General features: G+C 69.0%; 21 protein-coding genes. 7 read left to right on the top strand and 14 right to left on the bottom strand.

Going from position 1 to position 24,600, the window contains the following annotated elements; all coding sequences use genetic code 11:
• Nucleotides 1-597 precede the first annotated feature (597 nt).
• The 3 genes from KEG57_RS09795 (at nt 598) to KEG57_RS09785 (ending at nt 2,768) form a co-directional block, all read left to right on the top strand.
• Nucleotides 598-906, top strand: a complete 309-nt coding sequence (locus tag KEG57_RS09795) for a hypothetical protein (protein ID WP_272419396.1) — start codon at nt 598-600, stop codon at nt 904-906.
• A 481-nt stretch (nt 907-1,387) separates the two neighbouring features.
• Nucleotides 1,388-1,660 (top strand): hypothetical protein, encoded by a 273-nt coding sequence (locus KEG57_RS09790; RefSeq protein WP_272458402.1) that lies wholly within the window; start codon nt 1,388-1,390, stop codon nt 1,658-1,660.
• Between the two features lie 694 nt (nt 1,661-2,354).
• Nucleotides 2,355-2,768 carry a hypothetical protein gene (locus tag KEG57_RS09785; RefSeq protein ID WP_272419394.1) on the top strand — a complete coding sequence of 138 codons (414 nt, stop codon included), beginning with the start codon at nt 2,355-2,357 and terminating at the stop codon, nt 2,766-2,768.
• A gap of 39 nt (nt 2,769-2,807) precedes the next feature.
• On the opposite strand, the gene KEG57_RS09780 is transcribed toward KEG57_RS09785, so the two are convergent.
• The 5 genes from KEG57_RS09780 to KEG57_RS09760 form a co-directional block, all read right to left on the bottom strand.
• Nucleotides 2,808-3,527, bottom strand: coding sequence for a hypothetical protein (locus KEG57_RS09780; RefSeq protein WP_272419393.1), 720 nt, complete (start codon nt 3,525-3,527; stop codon nt 2,808-2,810).
• Between the two features lie 555 nt (nt 3,528-4,082).
• Complete coding sequence (locus KEG57_RS09775; protein WP_272419392.1) at nt 4,083-5,492, bottom strand: FHA and sigma-54 interaction domain-containing protein; 1,410 nt, start codon at nt 5,490-5,492, stop codon at nt 4,083-4,085.
• A 328-nt stretch (nt 5,493-5,820) separates the two neighbouring features.
• A complete protein-coding gene (locus KEG57_RS55540) occupies nt 5,821-6,621 on the bottom strand; it encodes an energy transducer TonB (RefSeq protein ID WP_272419391.1) in 801 nt (266 codons plus the stop codon).
• Nucleotides 6,622-6,755: 134 nt separating this feature from the next.
• Nucleotides 6,756-8,378 (bottom strand): vWA domain-containing protein, encoded by a 1,623-nt coding sequence (locus KEG57_RS09765; RefSeq protein WP_272419390.1) that lies wholly within the window; start codon nt 8,376-8,378, stop codon nt 6,756-6,758.
• 55 nt (nt 8,379-8,433) lie between these two features.
• Complete coding sequence (locus KEG57_RS09760; protein ID WP_272419389.1) at nt 8,434-9,156, bottom strand: hypothetical protein; 723 nt, start codon at nt 9,154-9,156, stop codon at nt 8,434-8,436.
• Nucleotides 9,157-9,267: 111 nt separating this feature from the next.
• Here KEG57_RS09760 and KEG57_RS09755 point away from each other — a divergent pair, with 111 nt between their 5' ends.
• Entirely contained in the window at nt 9,268-11,118 is a 1,851-nt protein-coding gene (locus tag KEG57_RS09755) for an OPT family oligopeptide transporter (RefSeq protein WP_272419388.1), read from the top strand.
• 7 nt (nt 11,119-11,125) lie between these two features.
• On the opposite strand, the gene KEG57_RS09750 is transcribed toward KEG57_RS09755, so the two are convergent.
• The 7 genes from KEG57_RS09750 to KEG57_RS09720 form a co-directional block, all read right to left on the bottom strand.
• Entirely contained in the window at nt 11,126-12,178 is a 1,053-nt protein-coding gene (locus tag KEG57_RS09750) for an SMP-30/gluconolactonase/LRE family protein (protein WP_272419387.1), read from the bottom strand.
• Between the two features lie 52 nt (nt 12,179-12,230).
• Nucleotides 12,231-12,923 carry a class I SAM-dependent methyltransferase gene (locus KEG57_RS09745; protein ID WP_272419386.1) on the bottom strand — a complete coding sequence of 231 codons (693 nt, stop codon included), beginning with the start codon at nt 12,921-12,923 and terminating at the stop codon, nt 12,231-12,233.
• 2 nt (nt 12,924-12,925) lie between these two features.
• A complete protein-coding gene (locus KEG57_RS09740) occupies nt 12,926-13,717 on the bottom strand; it encodes an MlaE family ABC transporter permease (protein ID WP_272419385.1) in 792 nt (263 codons plus the stop codon).
• A 35-nt stretch (nt 13,718-13,752) separates the two neighbouring features.
• Nucleotides 13,753-14,235 carry a tRNA (adenosine(37)-N6)-threonylcarbamoyltransferase complex ATPase subunit type 1 TsaE gene (tsaE, locus tag KEG57_RS09735; protein ID WP_272419384.1) on the bottom strand — a complete coding sequence of 161 codons (483 nt, stop codon included), beginning with the start codon at nt 14,233-14,235 and terminating at the stop codon, nt 13,753-13,755.
• An 11-nt stretch (nt 14,236-14,246) separates the two neighbouring features.
• A complete protein-coding gene (locus KEG57_RS09730; protein ID WP_272419383.1) occupies nt 14,247-15,449 on the bottom strand; it encodes a hypothetical protein in 1,203 nt (400 codons plus the stop codon).
• A gap of 62 nt (nt 15,450-15,511) precedes the next feature.
• A complete protein-coding gene (locus KEG57_RS09725; protein WP_272419382.1) occupies nt 15,512-17,011 on the bottom strand; it encodes a methyl-accepting chemotaxis protein in 1,500 nt (499 codons plus the stop codon).
• A gap of 159 nt (nt 17,012-17,170) precedes the next feature.
• On the bottom strand, nt 17,171-18,832 hold the full coding sequence (locus tag KEG57_RS09720) for a type 1 periplasmic-binding domain-containing protein (RefSeq protein ID WP_272458401.1): 1,662 nt from the start codon (nt 18,830-18,832) through the stop codon (nt 17,171-17,173).
• Nucleotides 18,833-19,014: 182 nt separating this feature from the next.
• Between KEG57_RS09720 and KEG57_RS09715 the strand changes: the two genes are divergently transcribed.
• From KEG57_RS09715 to sdhB, 3 genes are read left to right on the top strand one after another with little or no spacing between them, the layout of a single operon-like run.
• Nucleotides 19,015-19,800, top strand: coding sequence for a succinate dehydrogenase/fumarate reductase transmembrane subunit (locus tag KEG57_RS09715; RefSeq protein ID WP_272419380.1), 786 nt, complete (start codon nt 19,015-19,017; stop codon nt 19,798-19,800).
• Nucleotides 19,801-19,813: 13 nt separating this feature from the next.
• Nucleotides 19,814-21,850 (top strand): succinate dehydrogenase flavoprotein subunit, encoded by a 2,037-nt coding sequence (gene sdhA, locus KEG57_RS09710; RefSeq protein ID WP_272419379.1) that lies wholly within the window; start codon nt 19,814-19,816, stop codon nt 21,848-21,850.
• A gap of 2 nt (nt 21,851-21,852) precedes the next feature.
• Nucleotides 21,853-22,641, top strand: coding sequence for a succinate dehydrogenase iron-sulfur subunit (gene sdhB / locus KEG57_RS09705; RefSeq protein WP_272419378.1), 789 nt, complete (start codon nt 21,853-21,855; stop codon nt 22,639-22,641).
• Nucleotides 22,642-22,738: 97 nt separating this feature from the next.
• Here the strand turns inward: sdhB and KEG57_RS09700 are convergent, their stop codons facing one another.
• Together KEG57_RS09700 and KEG57_RS09695 are read right to left on the bottom strand one after the other, a co-directional pair.
• Nucleotides 22,739-23,773, bottom strand: coding sequence for a DUF4397 domain-containing protein (locus tag KEG57_RS09700; protein ID WP_272419377.1), 1,035 nt, complete (start codon nt 23,771-23,773; stop codon nt 22,739-22,741).
• Nucleotides 23,774-23,982: 209 nt separating this feature from the next.
• Nucleotides 23,983-24,561, bottom strand: coding sequence for a hypothetical protein (locus KEG57_RS09695; protein WP_272419375.1), 579 nt, complete (start codon nt 24,559-24,561; stop codon nt 23,983-23,985).
• Nucleotides 24,562-24,600 lie beyond the last annotated feature (39 nt).

The following is a 24,600-nucleotide window of genomic DNA, read 5'->3' as shown; positions in this document are numbered from 1 at the left end:
AAGCCATGTGTCAGGCTGCGCCAAAACAGGACGCCGAGCGCAGTGCGGGAGTTGCCGGGAGCCTCGCCACGCGGGCGTGCACGCGCGATACGAAGCGGTCGGGCAAGAGAAAGGTTTTTCCCTCCATTGCGGGCGGCCGGACCTCGGAGGCTCGCCCGATTTCGAAACCTGAGCCGTCGTGCGCAGGATATAAACGAGACATGAGCTCCTATCCGCGGCACCTCGGGGCGATGCTGGTTCTCATCGCGACATGCAGCGCAGCCGGGCCCTCGCTGGCAAACGCGGAACCATCGCCGCCTGCGCCCCAGCCGCAGGGCTCATCGAGTGCAGCCGGAGAACCCCCGTCCGAGACCCGTCTGTTCACGAACTTCTTCATCGGAGCCGGCGCGGGCGCATCGTACGGCGTGGGCCCTGGATTGACGGGGATGACAGCGATCTCGGTGGGCATCCGCCGCTCGCCGTTCGTCTTCCTGTTCGAGACGCAAATCCTCTGGGGCGGTTGGCGAAAGCCGGCGGAGGTTCACGCTGGTCGAATGGAACGGCTTCATCGTACCGATCGCGCTTTGCTACGAGCGCCGCGGCTTCATGGGCTGCGGCGTGTACGCATCCGCGAGACTCGAAGCGCAGGGGTACCGTGCCGATCGGGAGGCCACGAGCACGCTGACCTACCCGGCCGATAACGAAAGCTGGTTCTCGACCGCCGGGGTACGCGCCGGCTACGAGTTACGGCTGACCACGAGCATCTACATGCGCGCGTACCTCGACGTGCTGAAGACGATCTCGCAGCCGAGTTTGCACGGCGGCGGCGCGCCCCTCTGGCAGGTGAGCCCGCTCGTCGGGAGCGTGGGTCTCCACCTATTCTACACGCTCGGCCACGACCACGGGCGCAAGCCGCTCTTCGATTGAGCGGGAGACGCGTGGTTTAGCTTGTGGCCAGGCTGCAGCAAACCGTCGCGGGTTTGTCAAGGGTCAGGGTGCCTCGGCAGGTAGAGCCGCCGCGCTCGCGGCTGCTCCGGCACCGTAGACTGCTCCTGAATCTTGTCGCCTGCCGGAGCAGTAGGTATATGACGCGAATGAGCGCAAGGAACATCTACGCCCTACTCCTGCTGGTCGCCATGAGCACGGTGGGGGGCCCTTAGCGGTTGCTCACGTACCACCCCCGACGCCGACGACGCAGGCCCGCAACGGGAACACTGCACTTACAAGCTTTCTGCTTGCCGTAACAGTTGTTACGAGGCCGATATGGGGCTGGGTTGCACCCTCTGCTGCGAGAGCGCCGCCAGGTCGTGCGACAACAGGGAAGACTACAGCTTCTACGAATGCCTGAACAAGGAGTGAACCGGTCCGACGGATGAACCAGGCAATGGCTGGTCGCACGATTTACGTGATGAAGACAATTCATACGATCCTGACCGCAGGGCTTATTCTGGTGTTCGGAGCCGGCTGCCCTTCTGGAGAAAAGCGAAAGGGACGCTTCGACGGGTTCGATGGCGGTATCCCGCCTCTCCGTGAAGAGTGCAACACGCCCGCGGAGAGCTGCTACCAGAGTTGCGAAAAACGAAAGGCGAGCATCACCTGCATCGGATGCTGTCGTGATCAGCGCTTGCTCTGCGACACGCTGCGGCCCCATTTCTTCGATGCGTGCGAGGGCGCCCCCTGAGTCGATGTCGCATGCTCAACCCCGAATGCTTCACTGGCTCAGTCAAGCTCGCATTGGTCCGTCCCACAGTATAACCATTGCGTCTTCGAACATCCCGCCGTCGCCGCCGTCCGTTCCTCCATCCGGAGCGGGCGCGTTCGGGCAACCCGCAGGGATGGGCTTGGGGCCGTCGGGACAATCTTCCGGCAGAGGACAGGGGCAACAAGCAGGATCGAGGAGCTGCTCGCCGTCGTGCATGCAGTTGCTGCCGATGAAAATGTCGCCGCCCTCGCACCCCGCGATCGCCGCAGAGACGCCCAATATCACAGAACCGAGACAAACAAAAAATTTGCCGAGACGAACCATGACCTCGACGTTACACGGCAACATCGCGGTGCGCAAGCCCGCCGACAAACCTCGTTGCGTGCATGACCCCCGAGCGCAACGGTGTGTAATGCCGGCACGTTGAATCTCCCGAGGACCCTACGAAGCTCGGCGGCGTCGATGGCCATCGCGCTGCACTGGAGGGTGGTTTTAGCTGGGTGGCGAGGCGGTCGGGGGGGCGTGCGGGCTTGGCAGGGAGGCGTGGATCCGGCCCTGGGCTCGGCGATCAGTCACGACTGTTCTCGATGGTTCGGGCTGACTTGCGGGCGCGTTGTCTTGCGTCAGGCTCGGTGTGTCGAGCCGGGCGCCGTCCGCTTTTGGAGCCGACCTCATGACCTTGGTGCACTTCGCCGTTCTGATCTGGCTCCAGCTGTGCGGATGCATCGGCGGAGGGGTCGGGTTCGTCGTGGCTGGCAGGGACGGTGGCCCACCCGGAATGCTGGTGGGCCTCGCAGCAGGGATGGCCATCCTGTGGATCGCCCCGCGCGCACTCCGGGCACGCAAGCGTTTCCGAAACCGGTTTCCTCGCTGCAAAACCGGTCGGTGCACGGCAGACGAATACAACCCCGCCGTCCGTGATGGCAAAGATGCCTTGGTCTGTGGGTGCGGCGACGTGTATCTGCTGTGGAAAGACGATGCCGGTGCGCCAAGCGCCCTGGATGAGCGCCTGCCGGACGGGAGTTCCCGGCCTTATAGGATCCGGAAGGGTGACGAATGGGTGCCGGTGGAGCAGGCGCGCGGCTGAACGCGCCGCGGCGGGTCGGTGATCGGATCTACGAAATCCTCAGCCCGACACCACCACCTCCGTCGTCCCGCTCCCGGCGTCGACCTTGCGCCTGATCCTCGGCCGTGCGCCGAGCGCCTCGAAGGTCGCACGCTTCACGGGATCGTTCGCGAACTCCAGCCGCCCGGCGCCCTCGATCCGCGCGACCGCGGCGAGGATCCGATTCCCGATCCGGTTCCGCTGCTGCGTCGTGAGCGGCGCGCTCGCGCGTTTTTGCTCCTGCTTCGTATCGGCGTCCGTGATCGCGGCGAGCGAGAGCGCGAGGCCGTCGAGGTCCTTCTTCACGATGCCGAGCGCCTCGGCCTCGGCCGGCTTTTCCTTGGCGCGGTCGAGGATCTGCTGGATTGCGGCTTTCACGTCGGACACGACATGTGGCCTCGTCCTCCGGCCGACCCCAAACCCGCGCTTCACATCGGCGGGCGCCTTGGCGCGACGGACGGCGGCGCGGACCTGCCGCACACGCGTGTGCCCCTCCGCGAGTGCGACGTTTTGCGCGCTTGTCGCGGCGACCGACTCGCTCCGCGCCTGCTTCGCGCTGGGAACGACGTCGCCGAGCTTCTCCACGTCGGCGACGAGGCCCTCGACCAAACCTGGCGACAGCCGCGGACCGAGCGCGGCGGCATGCCCGAGCGCGAGGTTCAAGGCCTTGTGGCCGAGCTGGCTGATGGCAGAGAAGTTCTTCCGGGGCAACGTGTCCTTCACGATCAGAGCCATATTCATGAGGATTCCTCCCTCGACGCGGGTGAGATACGGCGTCGGGTCGGCCCGCACGAGTGCACGAGGAATGCCAATCATCGGCGCGGCTACGGACGCGGCAAATCCCAGCGGAAAAGCGTCGAGTGCGGCTCGGGAGCCAGGCGGGACGCGGCGGCGCGGGGGAAATTGTCCGGATTTGTCCGGAACTGTCCGGAACTGTCCAGAACTGTCCGGACAGTCTATGCGGCAGAGCGGGAAGCCACCGTGCCGTCGACGCGAGTCGTCGTGTCCTTCGCGCGAGCGACTGTGTCCTTCGCGCGAGCGACTGTGTCCTTCGCGCGAGCGACTGTGTCCTTCGCGCGAGCGACTGTGTCCTTCACGCGAGCGACTGTGTCCTTCGCGCGAGCGACTGTGTCCTTCGCGCGAGCGGCTGTGCCCTCCGCGCGAGCGGCTGTGCCCTCCGCGCGAGCGGCTGTGCCCTCCGCGCGAGCGACTGTGTCCTTCGCGCGAGCGGCTGTGTCCTTCGCGCGAGCGACTGTGTCCTTCCGGAGAACCATCCCGCCCTCGCGGGACATCGCCTCACCCGCCGGAAGGGCCCTTCCGTGGCCGCGGTATCCCGTAGGCATCCATCCACCGCGCGAACTGCCGCTCGTGCACCCCGAGCAGACGCGCCGCCTCCACCTGGGATCCTTTCGCCCGGAAGAGCGCCGCCTCGATCCTCTCCCGCGGCGGGCGCGCCTTGTTGCGCCGCACCTCGTCCGTCGCCTCGACGCCCGGTGGTTCCGATGCCGGCTCCTCCTTCTCGCTCGCCGCGCGCGCTCGAAGGGCGCTCAGGTGCTGCAAATCGATCGGCCCATCCCCCATCAGCAGGCACGCACTCCCGAGGCTGCGCTCGATCTCGCGCACGTTGCCCGGCAGATCCCCCAAAAAGAGCGCGCGCGCCGCCGCCCGCGTGATCGACGCCCGCTCGACGCCGCGCCGCGCGAGCAGGTGCGCGACCAGCACACCGAGATCCTCGCGGCGCTTTCGCAGCGGCGGCAGCATGCCGACGTAACCGGCGAGCCGCTCCCGGAGATCCGCGCGAAAGCCGCTCTTCTCGGAGAACACGTCCACGTTCGTCGCGGCCATCCACCGCACGTCCACCTTCTGCCCCCGGTCGGCGCCCACGGGGGTCACTTCGTTCTCTTGAATGGCGCGGAGCAGACTCGCCTGCGCGGTCCCGGGCAGATTGCCGATCTCGTCGAGGAACACCGTGCCCCCCTCCGCGCTGCGAATGCGGCCCTTGCGCTCCTCGTGCGCGCCGCTGAATGCGCCGCGGCGATGACCAAAAAGCTCTCCCTCGACGAGGTGCTCGGGAATGGCGCCGCAATCCACGGCCACGAAGGGCCCCGCGCGGCCGCTCCTGTCGTGCACGTACCGCGCCGCGACCTCCTTGCCGGCGCCGGTCTCGGCGAGCAAAAGGATGGGCTGGTCGGAGCGCGCAAGGCGATCGAGGTCGACCGCCAGGCGCATGACCTCGGGGCAAAGCGTGCGCGTCGGACCAAACGCGAACCCCGCGCGATGGGTCATCATGCGAACGGCCGTCGGCTCGTCGACCAGCCGATACACGAAGAGCGACTGTCCCATCTCCACGACGTCCCCGTCCGCGAGGGCGACGGGCCCCTGAATGCGCTCGCCGCGGACGAACGTGCCGAGCTTGCTTCCGGCGTCCTCCAGGAAGCCCTTGCCGTCACGACGAACCACGCGGGCGTGCACGCGCGATACGAAGCGGTCGGGCAGGAGAAAGGTTTTTCCCTCCATTGCGGGCGGCCGGACCTCGGAGGCTCGCCCGATTTCGAAGCCTGCACCGTCGTGCGTGAGCGGATGCAAAGCCACGGAGTCCCCCGCGCAGAGGTCCTCGTAACGGAGGACGAAGACGAGGACGCCGATGGTCGCCGCATGCGTCGCGCCTTCGAACTCGTTGTCGGTGGTGGCCAGGGAGTGGGCCATGGGAGGGGCGCATCCTAGAGCGCCGAACTGTTCGGCGCTCTGCGAGATCGCGAAGCGAGCTCGCCTCGGGGGGTGAATCGGCCGGGCTTTGCCCGGACGAGAGGGGGACGCGAGGCGTCCCCCTCGGGACGAAAGAAGGCTAGAACATCGAGCGGTTGTCAAACCGATCGATGTTCTAGCCGATGCGTCTCCGGCGGCACAAGCGTGCTCGACGAGGTTTTTCCGAGCCGCTCGCATGGGCGTATGGGGCGGGGAGACGAAGGGGCCTCCTCGTCGAAATGAGCCGCGCGCCCCTCCCCCTGCCCACGAAGATGAAATGCCCGACGCCTCAGCGAACGAACCGGATCCGGACCGGACCGAGCGACGCCTGGGTCGGCTGTCCAGCCCGATCCAGCGCCGGCCGATAATGATGCTGCGCCGCGCAGTACCTCGCCTGGGCCCCGAAGCCGTATCCCGGATCGGACACCACCTCGACCTTCTGCGCGCGGCCGTCGGCCCGCACGACGATCTGGAGCACCACCAGCGCATTCCGGATCCCCGCCGCTTCGGCTTCGGGCGGGAAGTCGCAGTCCCACGCGCGGTCGCCGTAGAGCGACGCCGGCCGGGACAAATCGGGCGGCGGCGGCGGCGACGGGCGGCGGGGCGGCGCGCCGCCACCCAGGCCCGTATGGCGCACCGGACGAAACCCGGAGCCAAACGTAGAGACGAGACCGGTACCGGCGCCGTCGCCGGTCACGAACGTGACCGCCGAAGGATCGGGCGGACCGCTCTCCTGCACCAGCACCGGCGGCGCCTCCATCGGGGTGGGGAGCTCTTCAGGGACCTCGCTCGGCGGGGTCTCGGGGGGATCGTTTTGCGGAGGCGCCGGCGCGCGTATCGCCACGGGCTGGGGAGCAGGCGGCGGCGGCTCCGCGGGCGGCGCGGGCGGCTCGGGCGGAGGCTCCTCGGGCGGCGTCGGCCGGGGCGCCTCGATCGGGATCTCGAACGCGACGAGCTGCGCCCGGATCGCCTCGCGCATGTCGCGCACGATGGCGCCGCTCTCGTCGCGGACGAATCCCGCGCCGAGCAGCACCACATGCGCGACGGTCGCCGCGACCAACCAGCCAGCGCTCAGGTGTCCGTGATCCACCGGTTCGCCCCTGCTTGCACGCGCCGGGCCAGCCCAGCGCGCCCCCCCAGGCGGCCGTGGCGCCGCTCAGGTGGCAGGCGGCATCTTGCGCGAGTCGCACAAATTGCGCAACTTGCGCGAACTGCGCAAGCGGCTCACCGCGCCATCACGATCCGCTGATCACAAGGCCGGTCCTTCTCATCCTGATGCAGCCCCGCGATCCGCATCGGGTCCGCGTCCCGCGCCGCGATCGCCCCCCGCACCTTCCCGAGGATCAGCGCGTCCAGGTTCCCGCTCGTGTAATCCGTGTGCGTCCCGCCGCAGCTCGAGCGCGGATCCCCGCCGCCCACCGATTCCGGCCCGGCCCCGCCGCGCAGGACGAACATGTGCGTGCCGCCCGTGTATTGCGCGATCTGCCGGAAGACCACCTGCCCGAGGTTGTCCATGCCCGAGGCCGCGATCGAATACACCTGCACCCCCGCGTGGCTCGCCTCCTTCATCGCGCCCGCATACCCCTCGTCCTGCGCATAATCGAGGTGCGGAGGCGCGTCGCCGATCAGGAAGACGAGGCGCGCGAGCGATTCGGGCCGGAAACGCAGGTTGCGCACGGCGACCCGCAGCGCCTCGTTCACGTGCTCGGGCGTGTCGCCGCCGCCGCCCGCGGAGATCGTCGCGATCCGCGCCTGCAGACCGGCGACGTCGGTGGTCATCTGGTGCATGCGGGTCACGTATTCGTCGCTGCGGTCGCGGTACTCGACGAGGCCCACGCGCGGGCGGACGTTCATCGTGGAGAGCGCGCCGGCCACCTTTTCCAGCGTGTCGCGCAGCGCGTTGATTTCCTCGGACATCGAGCCGGTCGTGTCGAGGACGAACGCGACGTCGATGGTCTGCGCCTCCGGCAAGACACGCGCGCCCGCGAGGACAAGGTCGACGACGCCGTCACCCGCGGAGATTGTGGTCGTCCTCGCGACGGATTCACCCTGGCAACGCGCCGTGGCCACGAGATCCGGGCCTTTCAGGCCCTCGGCCCGCGGAAACAGAAGGGCGCGGCCATTCGCGGTCGTGCGGAGCGAGAGCGTCGTCCCCGCGGAATCACGCACCTCGACGGGGCAGCTCGGGACGGGTTTGCCCGCGTTGTCCCGCACGACGAGGAAGCGACGCGAAGAGAGGTCGATCGTCGCGGCGCCCGGGGCGCGCTCCTTGCCGAGCCAGCGGGCGAATTCGCGGTAGTTCGCGTTGTCGTCCCATTCCCCCGTGCGCACGCCGCCCGGAGATTGCGCGGACGCGCCGAGGCCGCCCGGTCCCACACGCACGCCCGCCGCCACGCCATGCGAGCCGCCGAGCCTTCCGTGGCCCGATCCGAACCCCGCGCCCGTCCCCGTGCCGGCGCCGCGTCCAATCGTGCCGATCGTACCGAGGCCAATGCCCTCCCCGCGCCCGCCGCCGCCTTCGCCGATCCCCGACAAACCGAGGCCACCGGCTCCTTTCTTGTCCATGACCGCCTCCCCCCACATCGATCCCTTCGCGCTGACCGCGGGACCGTGGCGCGTATCGACGGGCGCCTCGAGCGGCTCGTCGGGGACGGGCGCGACGGCGACGGGCGGAGGGGCGTCGGTCTGGACGACGGGAGGCGTGAGGGGTTCGTCGACGGGCGGCGCGGCCTTGGCAATCGTCTTGGGCGCGGGCGCCTGGGGCGAGGCGGCCTCGGGGCCCGGAGGGGACTTGGCGCAAGCAGCGAGGGCGAGGAGAAAGGCGGGAGCGAACCGGCGGATCGACATGCCCGATCCGAGCGCGGGCGGGGCCGGAAGTTCCCGGCCGCCTCGATCTTTCGGCTCAGGGTACGAGATGCACGAGGAACGTTCCCTCGACTGTGAAGGGTTTCTTCGTGCCGGCCTCGTCGTACTCGCCGATGGCGTTCACCGTGAGCGTGTAATCGCCGGGCGGGAAGGGCTGACCTTTGGGGTTGTTGAAATCGGACGGCCCGGTCCAGTTGACCCCGTCCCACAAGAACGTGCTCGGGTAGGTGCCCGCGGGGACGGCGTTCGGCGTATCGTTTGGGGCCGGGCAGATGCCCACGTCGCAGAGGCAATACTTGTTGTTGTTGCCGGAGAGCACCTCGAAGGGAATGAGGCCACTCGGGCCAGGCTCGCCGCAGCCGTTGTCCTGCGGGGTAGGGTAAACGCTCGGGAGGTCGGCCGCCACCTGGATGTTGTAATGGATGCCGATACCGGCGGCCGCCTCGGCGAGGGTATACGTGCAATCGATCGTGGTGAACTCGATGGAAACGCCGGGCAGCGTCGACGATCCGCCTCCGTTGCAGGCCGCATTGCCACCGCCACCGCCGGCGCCGCCGCTACCACCAGCGCCGCCGCTACCGCCGGTGCCGCCGGTGCCGCCGGTGCCGCCACTACCGCCGACGCCGCCGGTGCCGCCGCTGCCGCCGCTACCACCAGCGCCGCCGTCACCGCCGGCGCCGCCCGAGGTTTGCCCCGCGCACGCGGCGAGGGCGAGGACCAGAAAAACCGAAGCAAGAGAAGCCGTTCTATTTCCAAGCATGTCCGAGAGTTTAGGACGTCCGCAGGAAAAATCACATCCGAAAGGGTTGTAAACCGGACGGATCCCTGCTGGCCTTGACCTCGCCCCTCCCCCGCTGGGACGATGCTTGCCATGTCGAGCCTGCCCGCAGACGTCACGAACGAACCGCACGGCGAAGAGCCTGCGGACGTGCACGGGCGGGTCTCGGACGAGGCCTGGTATGCGCAGGTCTACCGGCCCCTCGAGCCGCAATTCACGTGGAGAGCCGTGGTGAGCGGGTGCGTGATCGGCTCGGTCCTCTCCGCCGCGAACCTGTACACGGGGTTCACGATCGGCATCACGTACGGCGCCTCGATCACCGCGGCGCTCTCGGCGTGGCTCGTCTTCCGACTCTTTCGCGCCGTCGCATCCGGGCCCGCGTTCACGGTGCTGGAGAACAACACCATGCAGACGGCCGCCTCGGCCGCGGCCGCGATGGCCGGCGCAGGCATGGTGACGGCCGTGCCGGCGCTCATGATCGTGACGAACCGGCGGCTCTCGATCCTCGAGATCGCCACGTGGCTCGTCTCCGCCGCCCTACTCGGGGTGCTCTTCGCGATCCCGCTGAAGCGGCAGATGATCAACCGCGAAAACCTGAAGTTCCCGTCGGGCATCGCCGCAGCCCAGACGACGCTCGCGCTGCACGGCGAGGGCGAAGGCGGCAAGCAGAAGGCCGTCGCATTGCTCGCCGCGACCGCGATCGGCGCGGCGCTCGGGCTCGCGCGCGGGGGCCTCGGGTTCGTCCCGGATGCGGTGCCGTTCGCCTTCGCGAGCCTCGGCGGAATGGGTTTGGCGCGGCTCACGATGGGGCTCGACGTGTCGCTCATGACGCTCGGCTCGGGCGCGCTCGTCGGGCTGCGGACGACGGCGTGGATGGCCGCCGGCGCGACGCTTTGCTGGGTCTTCGTCGTCCCCTGGGCCCTCGGGCGCGGCCTCGTGACGCCCACGCCGAATGCGCCGACGCTCTATGGCGACGCGGTGGGTTTCACGGTTTGGCCGGGCGTGGCGATGCTCGTCGTGGGCGGGCTCGTGTCGTTTGCGCTCAAAGGGGGATCGATCGCGACGGCGTTCCGGTCGCTCGGCGGTGCGATGGGCGCGAAGGCGTCGGGCGAGGTGCTCCGGGAGGACGTGGAGGTGCCGCGGCGCTGGTTCGCCTGGGGCCTCGCCGCGGCGGTGATGCTGGCGATCGGGGTGCAATGGCTCGTGTTCGGCCTGCACCCGGCGACGACGCTTCTGGCGATCGTGCTCGCGGGCGCGCTCGCGCTCGTGGGGACGCGGACGATGGGCGAGACGGACGTCAATCCGATCGGCCCGATGGCCATGGTGACGCAGCTCCTCTTCGCCGTGCTCACGGGCGGCCATACGCAGGCCAGCCTGATGGCGGCGGGGCTCACGAACGCGGGGGCGAATAGCTGCGGCGACATGATGCAGGACCTCAAGACGGGCCGGCTCCTTGGCGCTTCGCCGCAAAAGCAGCTCCTCGCGCAGCTCTTCGGGCTCGTGACGGGCGGGCTCGCCACGGCGCTGGTCTTTGCAAAGGCGTTTCCGCTCGAGCTGCTCGGCACGAAATACCCCGCTCCGGGCGTGCAGATGTTCAAAGGGACGGCGGAGCTCTTGACGCGAGGGTTTGCCGGCCTGCCCGAGCCCGCGTCGCTGGCCATGGCGATCGCGGCGGGATTCGCCGTGGTCTGCACGATCGCGAGCGAGCTCGGGCCGAAGCGTTTCGCCGCCTGGGTGCCGTCGCCCCTGGGAATCGGGCTCGCGTTCATTTTGCCCGCGTCGACGAGTTTTACCCTTTTCCTCGGCGCCGCGATCGCAGCGGTCCTGGCGTGGAAGTTCCCGAAAAGGGACGAGCTTTACACGATCGCGACGGCCTCGGGGTTCGTCGCCGGCGAGAGCGTGATGGGCGTGGCGGTGGCGATCTGGGCGGCGGGGCGAACGTGACGCGGAATCAGTAGATGCCGGCGCCCTGGAGCGTCACGCGATAGAGGCCGGTCCGGGCCGTGATGTAGAGCGTCTTCTTGTCCTCACCGCCGAACGCGCAGTTCGAGGGTTGCTGGGGGACCGCAATGGCGCCGTAAAGCTTGCCCGCGGGGCTGTACACCTCGACGCCGACCGACGTGGTGACGAAGAGGTTGCCCTTCGCGTCGACGGCCATTCCGTCAGGACCCGGGCTCGTGGTGACGAGCTTGGTCCCGGTCCCGAGCGAGCCGTCGGCATTCACGGGCCAGGCGCGGAGCTCGCGGGTGGCGGTATCGGCGACGTAAAGCGTCTTCTCGTCCGGCGAGAGCGCAATGCCGTTCGGTCGCTCCATGTCGTCGGCGACGAGCGAGATCTCGCCGCCGGGCGAGACGCGGAAGACGCCGTAGAAGCCGAGCTCGCTGAGGCCCGGATCGGCGAGGCCGTACGGCGGATCCGTGAAATACACGGTGCCGTTCGAATGCACGATGACGTCGTTCGGGCTGTTCAGCTTCTTGCCCTCGTACGCATCGGCGATGGAGGCGAGCGTGCCGTTCGCGAGCTCCCGCGAGGCGCGCCGTCCGCTGTGCTCGCAGGAGACGAGGAGGCCATTTGGATCGATGGCGAGGCCATTCGTGTTGGCGCTGGGCTCGCGGAACACGGTGATGTCGCCGCCCGGCGTGTGCTCGTAGATGCGATTCGCGGGGATATCGGTGAAGAGGAGGGTCTTCGTCGCGGGGTTCCATTGCGGGCCCTCCGTGAACATGAAATTGCCCTGGACCTCTTCGACGGTCCCGATCCCGACGAGCGGATCGACCTCCATTGCGCCGCCGGCGCCGCCGCTGCCGCCGCCGCCGCCGGCACCGCCGCTGCCCCCGGTGCCGCCCGTGCCGCCGCTGCCACCCGTGCCGCCCGTGCCCCCGGTGCCGCCCGCGGCGCCGCTGCCGCCGGCGCCGGAGCCGCTCGTGTTCGAGCCGCCGTCGCTGCAGGCGGCGAGAAGAAGGGTCGTGGTGATCAAGCCCAAGGAAATCGCGCGTTTCAGCATGGAGATGATCCTAGCGGCGACGGCGCGCGACGAAAAGGGGTGAATCGCTCCGCTACCGGAGCACGCAACGAAAGCACGCCCGGATCGGGAGCAAATCCGACGGCGACGCGGCGCGGTGGGTGACCCGGAAAAACTCCTCGAGCAAGCGGCCGAATTCGCCGGGCGTCCACGTATGCAGGTGGTAGCGGTCGCCGCCCCATTCGATGCGGTCGCGCAGCGCCCAGCCGACGGGCGTGCGCCGGACGAAGCCCTTCAAGCCCAGAATGAGCGGATCGTTCGGGATCGTGATGACCGCCGCGCCCTCGGGTCGCAAAAGACGCGCGATCGCACCGAGGATCGCACGCGGGTCGACGCAATGCTCGAGGACCTCGGTGCAGATGATGCGATCAAAGGAGCGCGGCGGGAGGTCCATCTTGTCGACCTCGCCCTTCAAGAAACGCGCGTCGTACCCGGCGAGGTTTTTCCGGGCCGTGTCGAGGAAGACGTCGGAGACGTCGATCGCGGTGATGCGAGCGCGCGGGAACATGCGGAGGACATGGCCGCCGCCGGAGCCGATCTCGGCGAGGTCGAGGCCGTCGGCAGGCCCGATGAAGCGCCGGATGATGGCGAGGCGGCCCTTTTCGATGAGCCGGATCGGCAGGATCGAGCGCTCGTAGTAGGCGTCGATCGGGTGCTCGCGAGCGAGCTTGTCGTTCAGCGCCTCGACGTCGAGGCCCTCGGTCGCGTGCTCGTGCGTCCTCTCCATTCCTAGATGTCTCCCAGCATGACCTGCGTGAGAATGTAATTGGCCACGAGGATCGCCACGCAACTCTCGACGACCGCGCGCGTCGTCGCCATGCCCACGCCGCGCGCGCCGCCCGACGCGAAGTAGCCGTGCCGGCAGGCGATCGAGGTGATCAAAAAGCCGAAGACCGAGCCCTTGATGAGGCCCATGAAGAGGTCACGCGGGCGGGCGAAGTCGTGAATGCTGCGCAAGAAAAAACCCCAGTCGCCGCCGAGCAAGGCGACGGCCACGAGGTAGCAGCCGACCATGCCGATCGTCGAATAGAGCATGCACATGAGCGGGCCCATCGTGACGCCCGCAAGCAGCCGCGGCGAGAGGAGGTACTGGACCGGGCTCACGCCCATCGTGGTGATCGCGTCGATCTGCTCGGTGACCCGCATGTTGCCGAGCTCGGCCGCCATGCCGCTGCCCGCCCGCGCCGTGATCATGAGCGCCGAGAAGACGGGCGAGACCTCGCGCATGAGCGAAACCGCCACGATGCCGCCGACGTTGGCCTCGGCGCTGAACTGCTTGAGCGCATAGACCGACTGGAGCGCGACGACCATGCCGCTGAAGAGGCCCGTCAAGCCGACGAGGAAGGTCGACTGGAAGCCGATGAAATCCATCGCCGCGAGCATCTGGCCGATCCGAAACGGAGGGCGGAAGAGCCAGGCCACGGTCTGGAGGGTGAGGCTCACCGTGGTCCCGATGTTCTCGAAGAAGCCGAGCACGGGATCGAGGATCCGCTGCAAGAGCTTCGGTTCGGAGTCGTCCACGCGAGGACCTCTTTATCACGGCCGTCCGGCGCCCGTCAGGCCGACATGCCGAGCCCCTTCGAGACGGCCGCGAGGAGCGTCGCCGATCGAGCCCCATCCGCCTCGATCCGCGCCCGCCGCGTCCCATCCGCCCGAACCTCGAACGTGACGGAAAGCGCATCCCCACCAAGCGCCGCCGCATACGGCGCGCCCCACTCGACGACGAGGACCGCGCCCTCGCCACGCCGATCCCGCAAGCCAAGGTGCGCGAGCTCGTCCTCATCGGCGATGCGGTAGAGGTCGGCGTGAGCGATCGGGAGCTTGCCCGCGTGCTCGTGGACGAGGGTGAAGGTGGGGCTCGTGATGGGTTCTGCCGAGGGGACGCCGAGGGCGCGGCAGAGGGCGCGCGTGAAGAAGGTTTTCCCCGCGCCGAGGTCGCCCGCGAGGATCAAGAGGTCGCCCGGCAGGAGCGCGGCGGCGACAGCCCGCGCGAGGCGAATCGTGGCGCGGCGCGTGGGGAGCGGGACGATCGTGGCCAAGGCGCCTCGCTTCAGAACCGGTACGTCGTGCCGATCGTGGCGCCCATCAGCACGATCGTGCCGTCCTCCGTGGGGACGAAGCGGAGGTTGCCGAGCTGGGCGTCGATGCGGAGCGCGGGCGAGATGCCGAGGACGAGGTCGAGGGCCGCGCCGAAGGAAAAATGCGTGCTGCTGCGGCCCTCGTAGGTGACGCCGTTCGGCGCGGTGACGGTGCTGCCGAGGCGAACGAAGGGGCCGAGGACGAGCTCGGGGCCGACGTGAAAGGAAAAACCCTCCTTGCGGCCGTCGGGCGCGGTCTTGACGGTGGGGGAAAAGAGCCATCGGCCGCCGAGGTCGATCCACAAGGCGGAGGGTCCGGCGAGGTTGCCCGAGAGGCCGGCGAAGAGCTCGAACCCGGATTCGCCGATCGCGTAGCCACCGCGCAGCGCCCCGACGAAGGCCGCGGCGCTGCCCGTGGCGCGCTCTCCGGAGGAGGCCGCGACGGAAAACCCGATGAGCGCGCTGAGGAAGACGGGTTTGCCCGCGGTGTAGGCAGGCCAAACGGTTTGTCGGGAGCCGCCGAGGTACGACATGAGGACCTCGTTCTTCGGCGCCGGCTGGGGCGGCGGCGGAGGCGGCGGGGGCATGAATTGCCCCATGTTCCAGGGGGTTTGCGGGGTGCCGAACGGCGGAAGCGGAGGCGGCGGCGGAGCCGAGGGCGGCGGCGGGATGGGGGGCGGCGGCGGAGGCGGCGGGAGGGCTTGCTCCCAAGGAAGAGCAGAGGCGCCGACGCCCTCGGGGCGCATGAGGACGGCGAGCATCTCCTGGACCTGGGCGTCTTGTTTCTGGGGGTCGACGTCGCGGGCGACGGACTCGACGCGGCCGAGGGTGGCGAGGTAGGCCGCGATCTCGATGCGGGTGGTGGTGGCGGCCGGCTCGACGCGCGCGGAAAGGACCCAGTTCGCCCGGAGGATATTGGCGATGGAGGCGTACTCCTCGGGCGTATCGGCGGTGCCGTCGGCGATGCGAACGAGCGCGGCCTGGGTCTCGACCTCGGACGCGATGGAATGGCGGAGCGATGCCGCCCCCCGCATGACCTCCTGATCGAGCCCGAGGCGCGCCGCCGGCGTCGCGCTGCCCTGCGAAGGAAGGACGACGACACGATCGGCAAGGGCAGGTGCCGCCGAAAGGAGGAGCAAGGGGACGAGGGAGAAGGCGGGGGCGCGGAGACGCATGCCAGGGATGGATGTACCGCGGCTCGGGCGGGGGGGCGAGGGGGATATTACGGGAAATCCCCTCACACCGCCGCCACGATCCCCCCACCCCCCGCCCCTCCCCGCTCGATGAGCTGCCGCAGCCCCTCCGAAATGGCCACCACCTCCGACGCCGTTTGCAGTGTCTGCGCCGAGCTCGCCTCCGTCTCGCGCGCCGTCTGCGCCACCTCCATCACCGCGCTGCTCACCTGCTCCATCGCCGTCGTTTGTTGCTTCGTCGACAGCTCGATCTCCCGCGCCGCCTCGGCCGTGCTGTTCACGTAATCGATGATGCGACGCAAGCTCTCCGCCACCTCGCCGAAGCGCCGCGTCGAGGAATCGACCGCCTTTGCGCCGTCCTCCGTCGCCATCACCGTCGTGTTCGCCGCGCCGCGCACGTCGTCGATCAGCCGGCGAATGTCCTTCGTCGAGGCCCCCACGCGATCGGCGAGCTTCCGAATCTCGCTCGCCACCACGCCGAATCGACGACCCGCGTCGCCGGCGCCCACCGCCTCGATCGTCGCATTGATGGCCAGGATGTTCGTCTGCTCGCTGAGCTCGTTGATGATATCGAGGATCGTCCCGATTTCTTGCGATTTGCGCCCGAGGTCGAGCATGCGCCCCACGATTTCCTGCACCTGACGCTGCACGATTCCCATCGATTCCTGCGCCGTCGCGAGCACATGATCGCCCCCGCGGGCCGATTGCGCGGTGTCGTTCGCCATGCGCGTCACACGTTGTGCGCTCTCCGAGACCTGCCGCGCCGTGACAGCCAGCTCGCGCACCGTGGTCGATACCTCCGACGCCGAGGACGCTTGCTCCTTCGACCCCCGCACCTGCTGCGTCGCCGCCGCTTCGAGCTCCGCCGCGGCGCTTTGCATGCGCTGCACCGAGTCGCCGATTTGCCGGTCGAGCCGGCGAACGATGAGGATTGCGCCGAACCCCACGACGACGATCGCCAAGGTGGTGCCCACGCCCAGCATTCGATCGAGCGCGATCGAGGCGCGATTCACCTCGTTCGTTTGCGCTTCGAGCGTCGCGTTCTCGGCGGCGCTGATGTCGGCCATGATGCCTCGAACATCCTCGGTCAGGCGTTTGCCCTTGCCGGTCCCGATGTGCGCGATGGCGGCCGCGAGGCCCTCGGCCTTGCGGATCTGGAGGTTCTGGTCGGAGAAGGCGACGCGCTCGCCGACGACGCGTTCGAGCGCGTCGAGCCGCCGCGCCTGCTCGGGGTTCGAGGTGCCGACGAGCTCGCGTACACGCTGGAGGTGCGTCTTGTAGCGCCCGCGCGCCTCCTCGTAGCTCCGGTAGAACTCGTCGGTCCCGCTGATGACGTATCCCCGCTGCCCGCCCTCGATGTCCTGCAAATCGACGAGCAGCACGGTGAACGCGTCGATCTCCTTTTGCACGTGCGCGGCCCACGCGCTCGCCTGCCGCATTTGCTGGTTCAGGCGGTAGGACGAGAGCCCGAGTACACCCAGCACGATCAGCGGAATGGCAAATCCCAGAATGAGCTGCTGACCGATGGTCCACGATCGCTTCATTGCGCGCCTTCCCGCACCCTGCAGGCTCGAAGGCCAAACGCCTCCCAGCCGCTGCACGAGCAAACCGCAACGTTACGAAAGCGCCGATCGATAGGGAAGACGTCAAGGCATTGACGCGCACAGCCCGACACGGAAGACGTCCGTGCCTCGACGGAGGCCTCACCGCACCTCGCGTACCCCGATCGACCGAGCGAGCTTGCGTGCCCCGCCAAACCCTTTTGCCTCGGTCGTCCACAACTCCCGCTCCGCCGCCGCGAGCGCGGTCGCCGCCTGCTCCCGCCGACGCTTCACCTCTTTCGGCTCCCGCGTCCCCTGCGTAGGCAACCCCTCGACGCCCACCCATGCCAGGACCGCCGCGTCCCGCCCGAGCCCCGCCCACAGGCTCGGCGGATCCGGGTGCACCCGCATCCACGCCGAAAGCGACTCCCGCCCCGGCGCCCGCGGATCGATCGGATACACCCCCGCCGTCGCCGCGAACGTGCCCTTCGGCAAGCTCACCCCGCCGAGGTCGAGCCCCACCGCGGCCTTCACGCTCGTCCCCGAGGTCGCGAGCAGCACGTCGGACACGCAGCTCCCGTAGACCGCAACGCCGCCGATGCCGCGCCAGGACGGCGGCAGGCGCGTGCACTCGAACGCCTCCTCCCGCGCCATGTCCACGCTGCCCTTGTCGCCGATCCACACGACCTGCCCCTTCGGAGGCAACGCTCCCACGAGCGCCTTGCGCACCCGCTCCGGCTCCTCGCCGACCACGAACACGAACGGCGAATCGGCGACATCCGGCGCGGGTGGATGCAGGAGCACCACCGGGATCGACTCGCGCTCCGCGAACTTCGCCGCGATCGTCGCCTCCTCCCGATCGACGCCCGCGATGATGATCGCCGCGCCGTCCGCGCCGAGCCCTTCGAGCGCGTCCTCGATGCCCGTGTCGCGCCCGAGGTCGTCGCGCGTCACGAGCCGCGCCTGCGATCCTGGTAGCCCCAGGCCGAACATCACCCCGCTCACGACCTGCGTGCCCCGCCGCCGCGCTTCGAGGCTGCGCGTGGGCAAGACGAGCCCGAGCGTCGGCGCCTCGACGCGCGCCCCGCCCGCGCCCGCCGCGAGCTCCGCGATCTCGTCGGCGCCCGTCCCGAGCAGAGGCATCGCCGCGCCGAGCAGCCGCCGCGCGAGCTGCTGGTCCCGCGCCGAGATCGCCGCGTCCGAGAGCCTCTCGACGAGCGTCTTCTGCACCTCGAGCTCCTCGTTCAACGGCTCCGGGTGCTTCTTGCGCCGCTCTTCGAGGATCGGCGCGAGCGACGCCGGCGGGATGCTCGCGAGCAGCTCCGCGAGCTTCGAGCGCACCTCGACGCGCTCCTCGAGCGACGCCTCGTGCAGCCACACGAGCATCAGCTCGATCGCCTGACCGTGGTGCTTCGCGCCGATCGCGCTCGCGGTCGCCTCCTCGTTCAGAAACGTCCGGGCGTGCGGGTCGATGAGCTTGCCGAGGAGCGGCAGCAGTTTGCCGAGCGCGGCCTCGGCCTTGCCCGAGCGGCGGAGCGCGGCGCCCTGGATCATGCGGGCGAGCTCCGCGGTCGTGCCGACGGCTTTCGTCTGCGTCTCGGCGCGGGACGAGAGCTCGGTGGCGCGGTTGAGATCGCCACGTTCGAGCGCGATCCAGGCGAGCATCACGTCGGCCACGGGGCCGAGCGCGTCCTTGGGGTAACGCGCCTGGAAGGCGAGCAGGCGGTCTTCGAGGGCCTGACGTTCGGCGCGGCTCGACTGGGCGAACGAGGCCTCGATGTTGCGGAGCTCGGTCTGCGCCTCGATCGACGACGACAGCGGCACCGTGGGGGCGACGGCGTCGTTACGCGATCCACCACACGCTCCCGCGCCAAGGGCGGCCAAACCCAGCCCTGCGAGCACCCTGGCCGAGCGGCCGAGCGAGTTACCTAAAGATCGCGCCACCTTGACGTCCTGGCTAGAGTCCCATACATCGCCGGTCGCCCGCAAGACGACGAGGTCCTTTCGTGTCCGAAGCAGCGCTCGCCGATCAGTCACTCTTCGCGCAGAACCGCCGCGCGTTTCTGCTGCGCAAGCTGCACTCGTTGACGGGCGTCGCGCCCGTCGGCGCGTTCATGGTGTTCCACCTGTGGACGAACGCCAAGGCGCTCCAGGGACAGGAGCCCTTTGACAAGGCGGTCTCGGAGATCACGCACACGCCGTACCTCGCGGTGGCGGAGTGGGGACTGATCCTCCTGCCGCTGCTCTTCCACGCGGGCTACGGGATCAAGCTCGCGCTCGACGCGAAGTACAACGTCTCGAAGTACAAGACCACGCGCAACTGGGCCTTCACGCTCCAGCGCGTCACGGGCCTCATGGCCTTCGCGTTCATCGCGTTCCACCTCTACGAGTACTGGGGCAAGAAGCTCGCGGGCAAGCTCGCGCCCGAGCAGTTCTACCCCGCGCTCTGCCAGAACATGTCGGCGACGGTGAAGGGCATCCCGGTCGTGGGGCTGCTCTACGTGCTCGGCATCGCGGCGAGCGTCTTTCACTTCGCGAACGGGCTCTGGGGCTTCTGCTTCTCGTGGGGCGTGACGGTGTCGCGCCGCTCGCAGCAGATGGCTGCGGCCGTCTTCGGGGTGCTCGGCGTCGCGATCTTCCTGCTCGGCGCGAACACGGCGATCTACTTCGCCACGGGCTCCTCCGTGCAGGACAAGATCTTCGGCAAGAAGGGGGGCTCGGACGCGCGCACGTGCGTCGACATCCTCCAGCAAACGCAGAAGCCCGCCTCCGTCGGGCCGGTCATCGATTGAGGTTTCAAGCACCATGGCTGCGAAAAGCACGATCCGGAGCGAAGGGGGCAAGGTTCGAAGGGTGGTCGTCGTCGGCGGAGGCCTCGCGGGCCTCATGACGGTGATCAAGCTCTGCGAGGCGAAGGTCCCGGTGGACCTGATCTCGCTCGTCCCGGTGAAGCGCTCGCACTCGGTGTGCGCGCAGGGCGGCATCAACGCCTCCGTCAACACCAAGGGCGAAGGCGACAGCCCGCAGATCCACCTCGAAGAGACGGCCTACGGCGGCGACTTCCTGGCGAACCAGCCGCCCGTCAAGGGCATGGCCGAGGCGGCGCCGGGCATCGTGTTCATGCTCGACCGCATGGGCGTGCCTTTCAACCGCACGCCCGAAGGCCTGCTCGACTTCCGTCGCTTCGGCGGCACGCTCTTCCACCGCACGGCGTTCGCGGGCGCGACGACGGGGCAGCAGCTCCTCTACGCCCTCGACGAGCAGGTGCGCCGCTACGAGATCGCCGACGTCGTCGACGAGCACGGCGTGTCGATCCCGGGCGAGAAGATGGTCCGCAAGTTCGAGTTCTGGGACTTCTTGCAGGCCGTGCTCGACGACAGCGGCACGTGCGTCGGCTGCATCGCGCAGGACCTCAAGACGATGCAGATCAAGTACTTCCAGGGCGACGCCGTCGTGCTCGCCACGGGAGGCTGCGGCATCATCTTCGGCCGCTCGACGATGAGCGTGATCTGCACCGGGACCGCGGCCTCGTCGGTCTACCAGCAGGGCGCGGTCTACGCGAACGGCGAGTTCATCCAGGTGCACCCGACGGCGATCCCGGGCGCGGACAAACTCCGCCTCATCTCGGAGAGCGCGCGCGGCGAGGGCGGCCGCGTGTGGGTGCCGAAGGACGCGAAGGATCAGCGCAATCCGAAGGAGATCCCCGAGAAGGAGCGCGACTACATCCTCGAGCGCATGTACCCGGGCTACGGCAACCTCGTGCCCCGCGACATCGCGTCACGCGCGATCTTCAAGACGTGTTTCCACGAGAAGCGCGGCGTCTTCAACCCGAAGACCGGTCGCAACGAGAACGAGGTTTACCTCGACCTCACGCACAAGGACGAGAAGTTCCTCCGCGCGAAGCTCGCGGGCATCCTCGAGATCTACGAGAAGTTCGCGGGGACCGACCCGTATCACAACCCGATGAAGGTCTTCCCCGCCGTGCACTACTCGATGGGCGGCCTGTGGGTCGACTTCGAGAAGGACGCGCGTGGATCGCTGAAGGCGGGCTCGCCGCGCAACCACGCGACGAGCATCCCCGGGCTCTACGCGGTGGGCGAGGTCGAGTACCAGTACCACGGCGCGAACCGGCTCGGCGCGAACTCGCTGCTCTCGTGCATCTACGGCGGCATGGTCACGGGCCCGTCGGTCGCGAGCTACCAGAAGAGCCTCGCGAAGAGCGCGTTCGACCTGCCGAAGTCGATCTTCGAGAAGGCCGAGAAGCGCTGCCAGGACGACTACACGCGCATCCTCAAGCAGAACCAGGACGAAAAGAACGCCGAGAATCCGTACAAGCTCCACCAAGAGCTCGGCGACATGATGCTGCGCGACGTGACGATCGAGCGCGAGAACGCGACGCTCGAGCAGGTCCTCGGCAAGCTCTCGGAGCTCGACGAGCGGGTGAAGAAGGTCGCCTGTCCGGACGGCTCGCAGCGCGCGAACCAGGGCGCGCAGTTCGTGCGGCACCTCGAGAACATGCTGGTGCTCGCCCGCGTGATCGCGCAGGGCGCGAAGAACCGCGACGAGTCGCGCGGCGCGCACTACAAGCCCGCGTTCCCGAAGCGGAACGACGCGGACTGGATGCGCACGACGCTCGCGAAGCACGAGCAGAAGGGCGCCGTGAAGTACCTGCGGGAGTTCGACTACACGTGCGCCGGGCAGTCGATCCACGTGACCGACGCCGTCGACGCGAGCCTCGTCGCCCCGCGCGAGCGCAAGTACGAGCAGGCCGGCGCCGCGAGCGCCGCCGCGACCGGGAAGATCCAGCAACCGGCTGCCTCGGAGCAGCAGAAGAGCGTTTGACCATGGCGAACAGCGACACGACGAAGGGCACCGGGCGTCTCGTGCATCTGCGCGTCAAGCGCCAGGACGGTCCCGATCTCCCGGAGACGAAGCGGTGGGAGGAGTTCAAGGTCCCCTACCTGCCGCAGATGAACGTGATCAGCGCGCTGCAGCAGGTGCAGAAGGAGCCGCGCACGGTCGACGGGAAAGACGTCGCGCCGGTCGTGTGGGAGTCGTCGTGCCTCGAAGAGGTCTGCGGCGCCTGCACGATGGTGATCAACGGGCGCGTGCGTCAGGCGTGCTCGGCGCTCGTGGACCAGATCGCGCCGAACGGCGAGACGATCACGGTCGAGCCGATGACGAAGTTCCCGCTCGTGCGTGACCTGATCGTCGACCGCGAGCGCATGTTCCAGGACATGAAGAAGGTCAAAGCGTGGATCGACATCGACGGGACGCACGAGCTCGGCCCGGGTCCACGCGAGAGCCCCGAGGCGCAGCAGGAGCGTTATCCGCTTTCGCGCTGCATGACGTGCGGGTGCTGCGTCGAGGCGTGCCCGCAGTACAACGATTCGACGCAGTTCGTCGGGCCGTTCGCGCTGAACCTCGTGCGGCTGTTCAACATGCATCCGTCGGGCGCGCTGCACAAGAACGCGCGGCTGGAGACGGTCATGGGCGAAGGCGGCGTGCAGGACTGCGGGAAGGCGCAGAACTGCGTGGAGGTTTGTCCGAAGGAGATTCCGCTCGTCGATTCGATCGCGCAGGTGTCGCGAGATGCGACGAAGCGGCTCCTGTTCGGGTGGCTGCTCAAGTAGAGCGACGCCCTCTCCCCTCTCCCCTCACCCTCTCCCGCGGAACGATTCCCTCACCCCCAACCCCCTCTCCCTCGCGGGAGAGGGGGCTAGGCCGGCCTCACGGCGTCAGCAGGTGGCAGGTCGCCATGCCGGGCGCGCCCTGGGCGTGGGGTGATTCATCCTGACAAACCAGGAGCCGGAGCAGCTCGGGCTGGCCGGCGCGGTTGCCGATCGCGAAGATCGTGACGACGCGGTCCGCCTCGATGATCACGCCCGCGATCGTGAAGAGGTTCGCCTGCTGGCCCGCGACGCGCGTCGCGATCGTGGCCTTGTCGAACGGCGCCCCTGTCACGTAGTTGCCCGTCTTCGACTGGCCCGTCGAGCCATACCCGACGCCCGTGAAGAGCGGCGCGAACGTGCCCTGCGTGTCGACGGTGCCGATGTCGAGGTCGTCCGTGTCCGGCGAGGCGTGGATGAAACGCACGCGCGTCTTCCCCGACGCCGGCTCCGTGTCGTCCAGGAAGCGCAGCGCGCCGAACTTGTGCACGCCCGCCGGCGCGTCGAGCTGACCGACGGCCGCGACCGTGGCGAGTTCGCCCCCGCGTGCCTCGATCCCGGGGACGTCCTGCGTGCCCGGGAGCGCGGTGTCGCAGTTCAGCGCGCCAGGCGCGACGACGCGCAGCGTGTAGTCGCCCTCGGGCACGTCGACGTACTTGGAGACCTCGCCGAACCGGATGCCGTCAGCGTCGTTGAAGCGCTGCTTGAAGATCGGACCGAAGGCGCCCTCGTTCGCGCCGCCCGCCGGCAAGAGGCACACGTCGACCGCCGACGCGTCCGGCGAGAGGTGGGAGAACCGCAGGCTCGGCATCATCTTCACGCCCGCGTCGCCGCTGCCCGCGCCGCCAGCGCCCCCCGCGCCGCCCATGCCGCCGGCCCCGCCCGCGCCGCCCGCACCGCCGGTCCCGCCGGTCCCGCCCGTGCCCCCGGTTCCGCCGGTTCCACCGCCTGCGCCCGCGGTCCCGCCGGTTCCACCGCCCGCGCCCGCGGTCCCGCCCGTCCCACCGCCGCCCTCGTCGCTCCCGCCGCAGGCCTGCGCGGCGACCACGCCGACCAGCACCAGAGTCGAGGCGAGGACCATGTTACGAACGTTCATCCGAACCTCCATTGATCCGGAGGCGTCGCCCGCCTGCGCCGACAACCCCCCCGATGCCCACACGCCTCCCAGGCCTGCGTCGCAGGTTCGTCCTGGGAGGATGGGTCAGCCCAACGTCTGCCGGACTCCACCCGTGCGCCGGATTCGATGGCCCAGGGGCGCGGATGATTGCGCGGAACGATGACGTTCCAGGCGGGAAAACTGGGCGATCAACGGTAGGGCAAACCGAAGCCCATGCCGGGCATATAACCGCCGGGGCCATATCCCAGGCCATTCGGCATGAGCGTATTCGCGTTGCGCGACTGCGCGACGATGCGCGGCGTGAGCAGATGGCTGACGAGCGTGCACGTCTGGTGCTGCAGATAGGTCTGGTTGCAGCCGATCCAGACGCCGAGCGAGCTGCGTCCGCCGTCGTCCTCGTAGCGGACGACCTCACCCGTGGGCATGACGCTGAGCCACGCGTGCGGCTCGTCGCCCTGCGAGGCGTGCAGGATGCCGACGTTGCCGAGGAGTTTGTCGCCGGGGCCGACGAGCTTGCCGCCGGGCTCGAGGAGCGCGACGGGGTCGTTGTTCGGATCGTAGACGCGCCCGCCGCGGTCGACGGTGAGCTCCTCGGTTTCGTTGAGCGTCACGCGGCCGTCGGGGAAGACGTCGACGACGGCGGTGCCGACGACCCAGCGTGCGCGGGGCACGTCGAGCATCGCGCCGCCGCGGACCCAGTTGGCCGGAGCGCCTGGCGCGCAGGCGCCGAGCACGAAGACGGAGGCGAGGATCAAGCGCCGCATCATCAGGGCCAAGGATAGTACGCAAGCGGCCCGTCGGTCAGG

Source organism: Polyangium jinanense, assembly GCF_028435365.1.
This window is presented reverse-complemented; position numbering and strand designations above follow the sequence as displayed.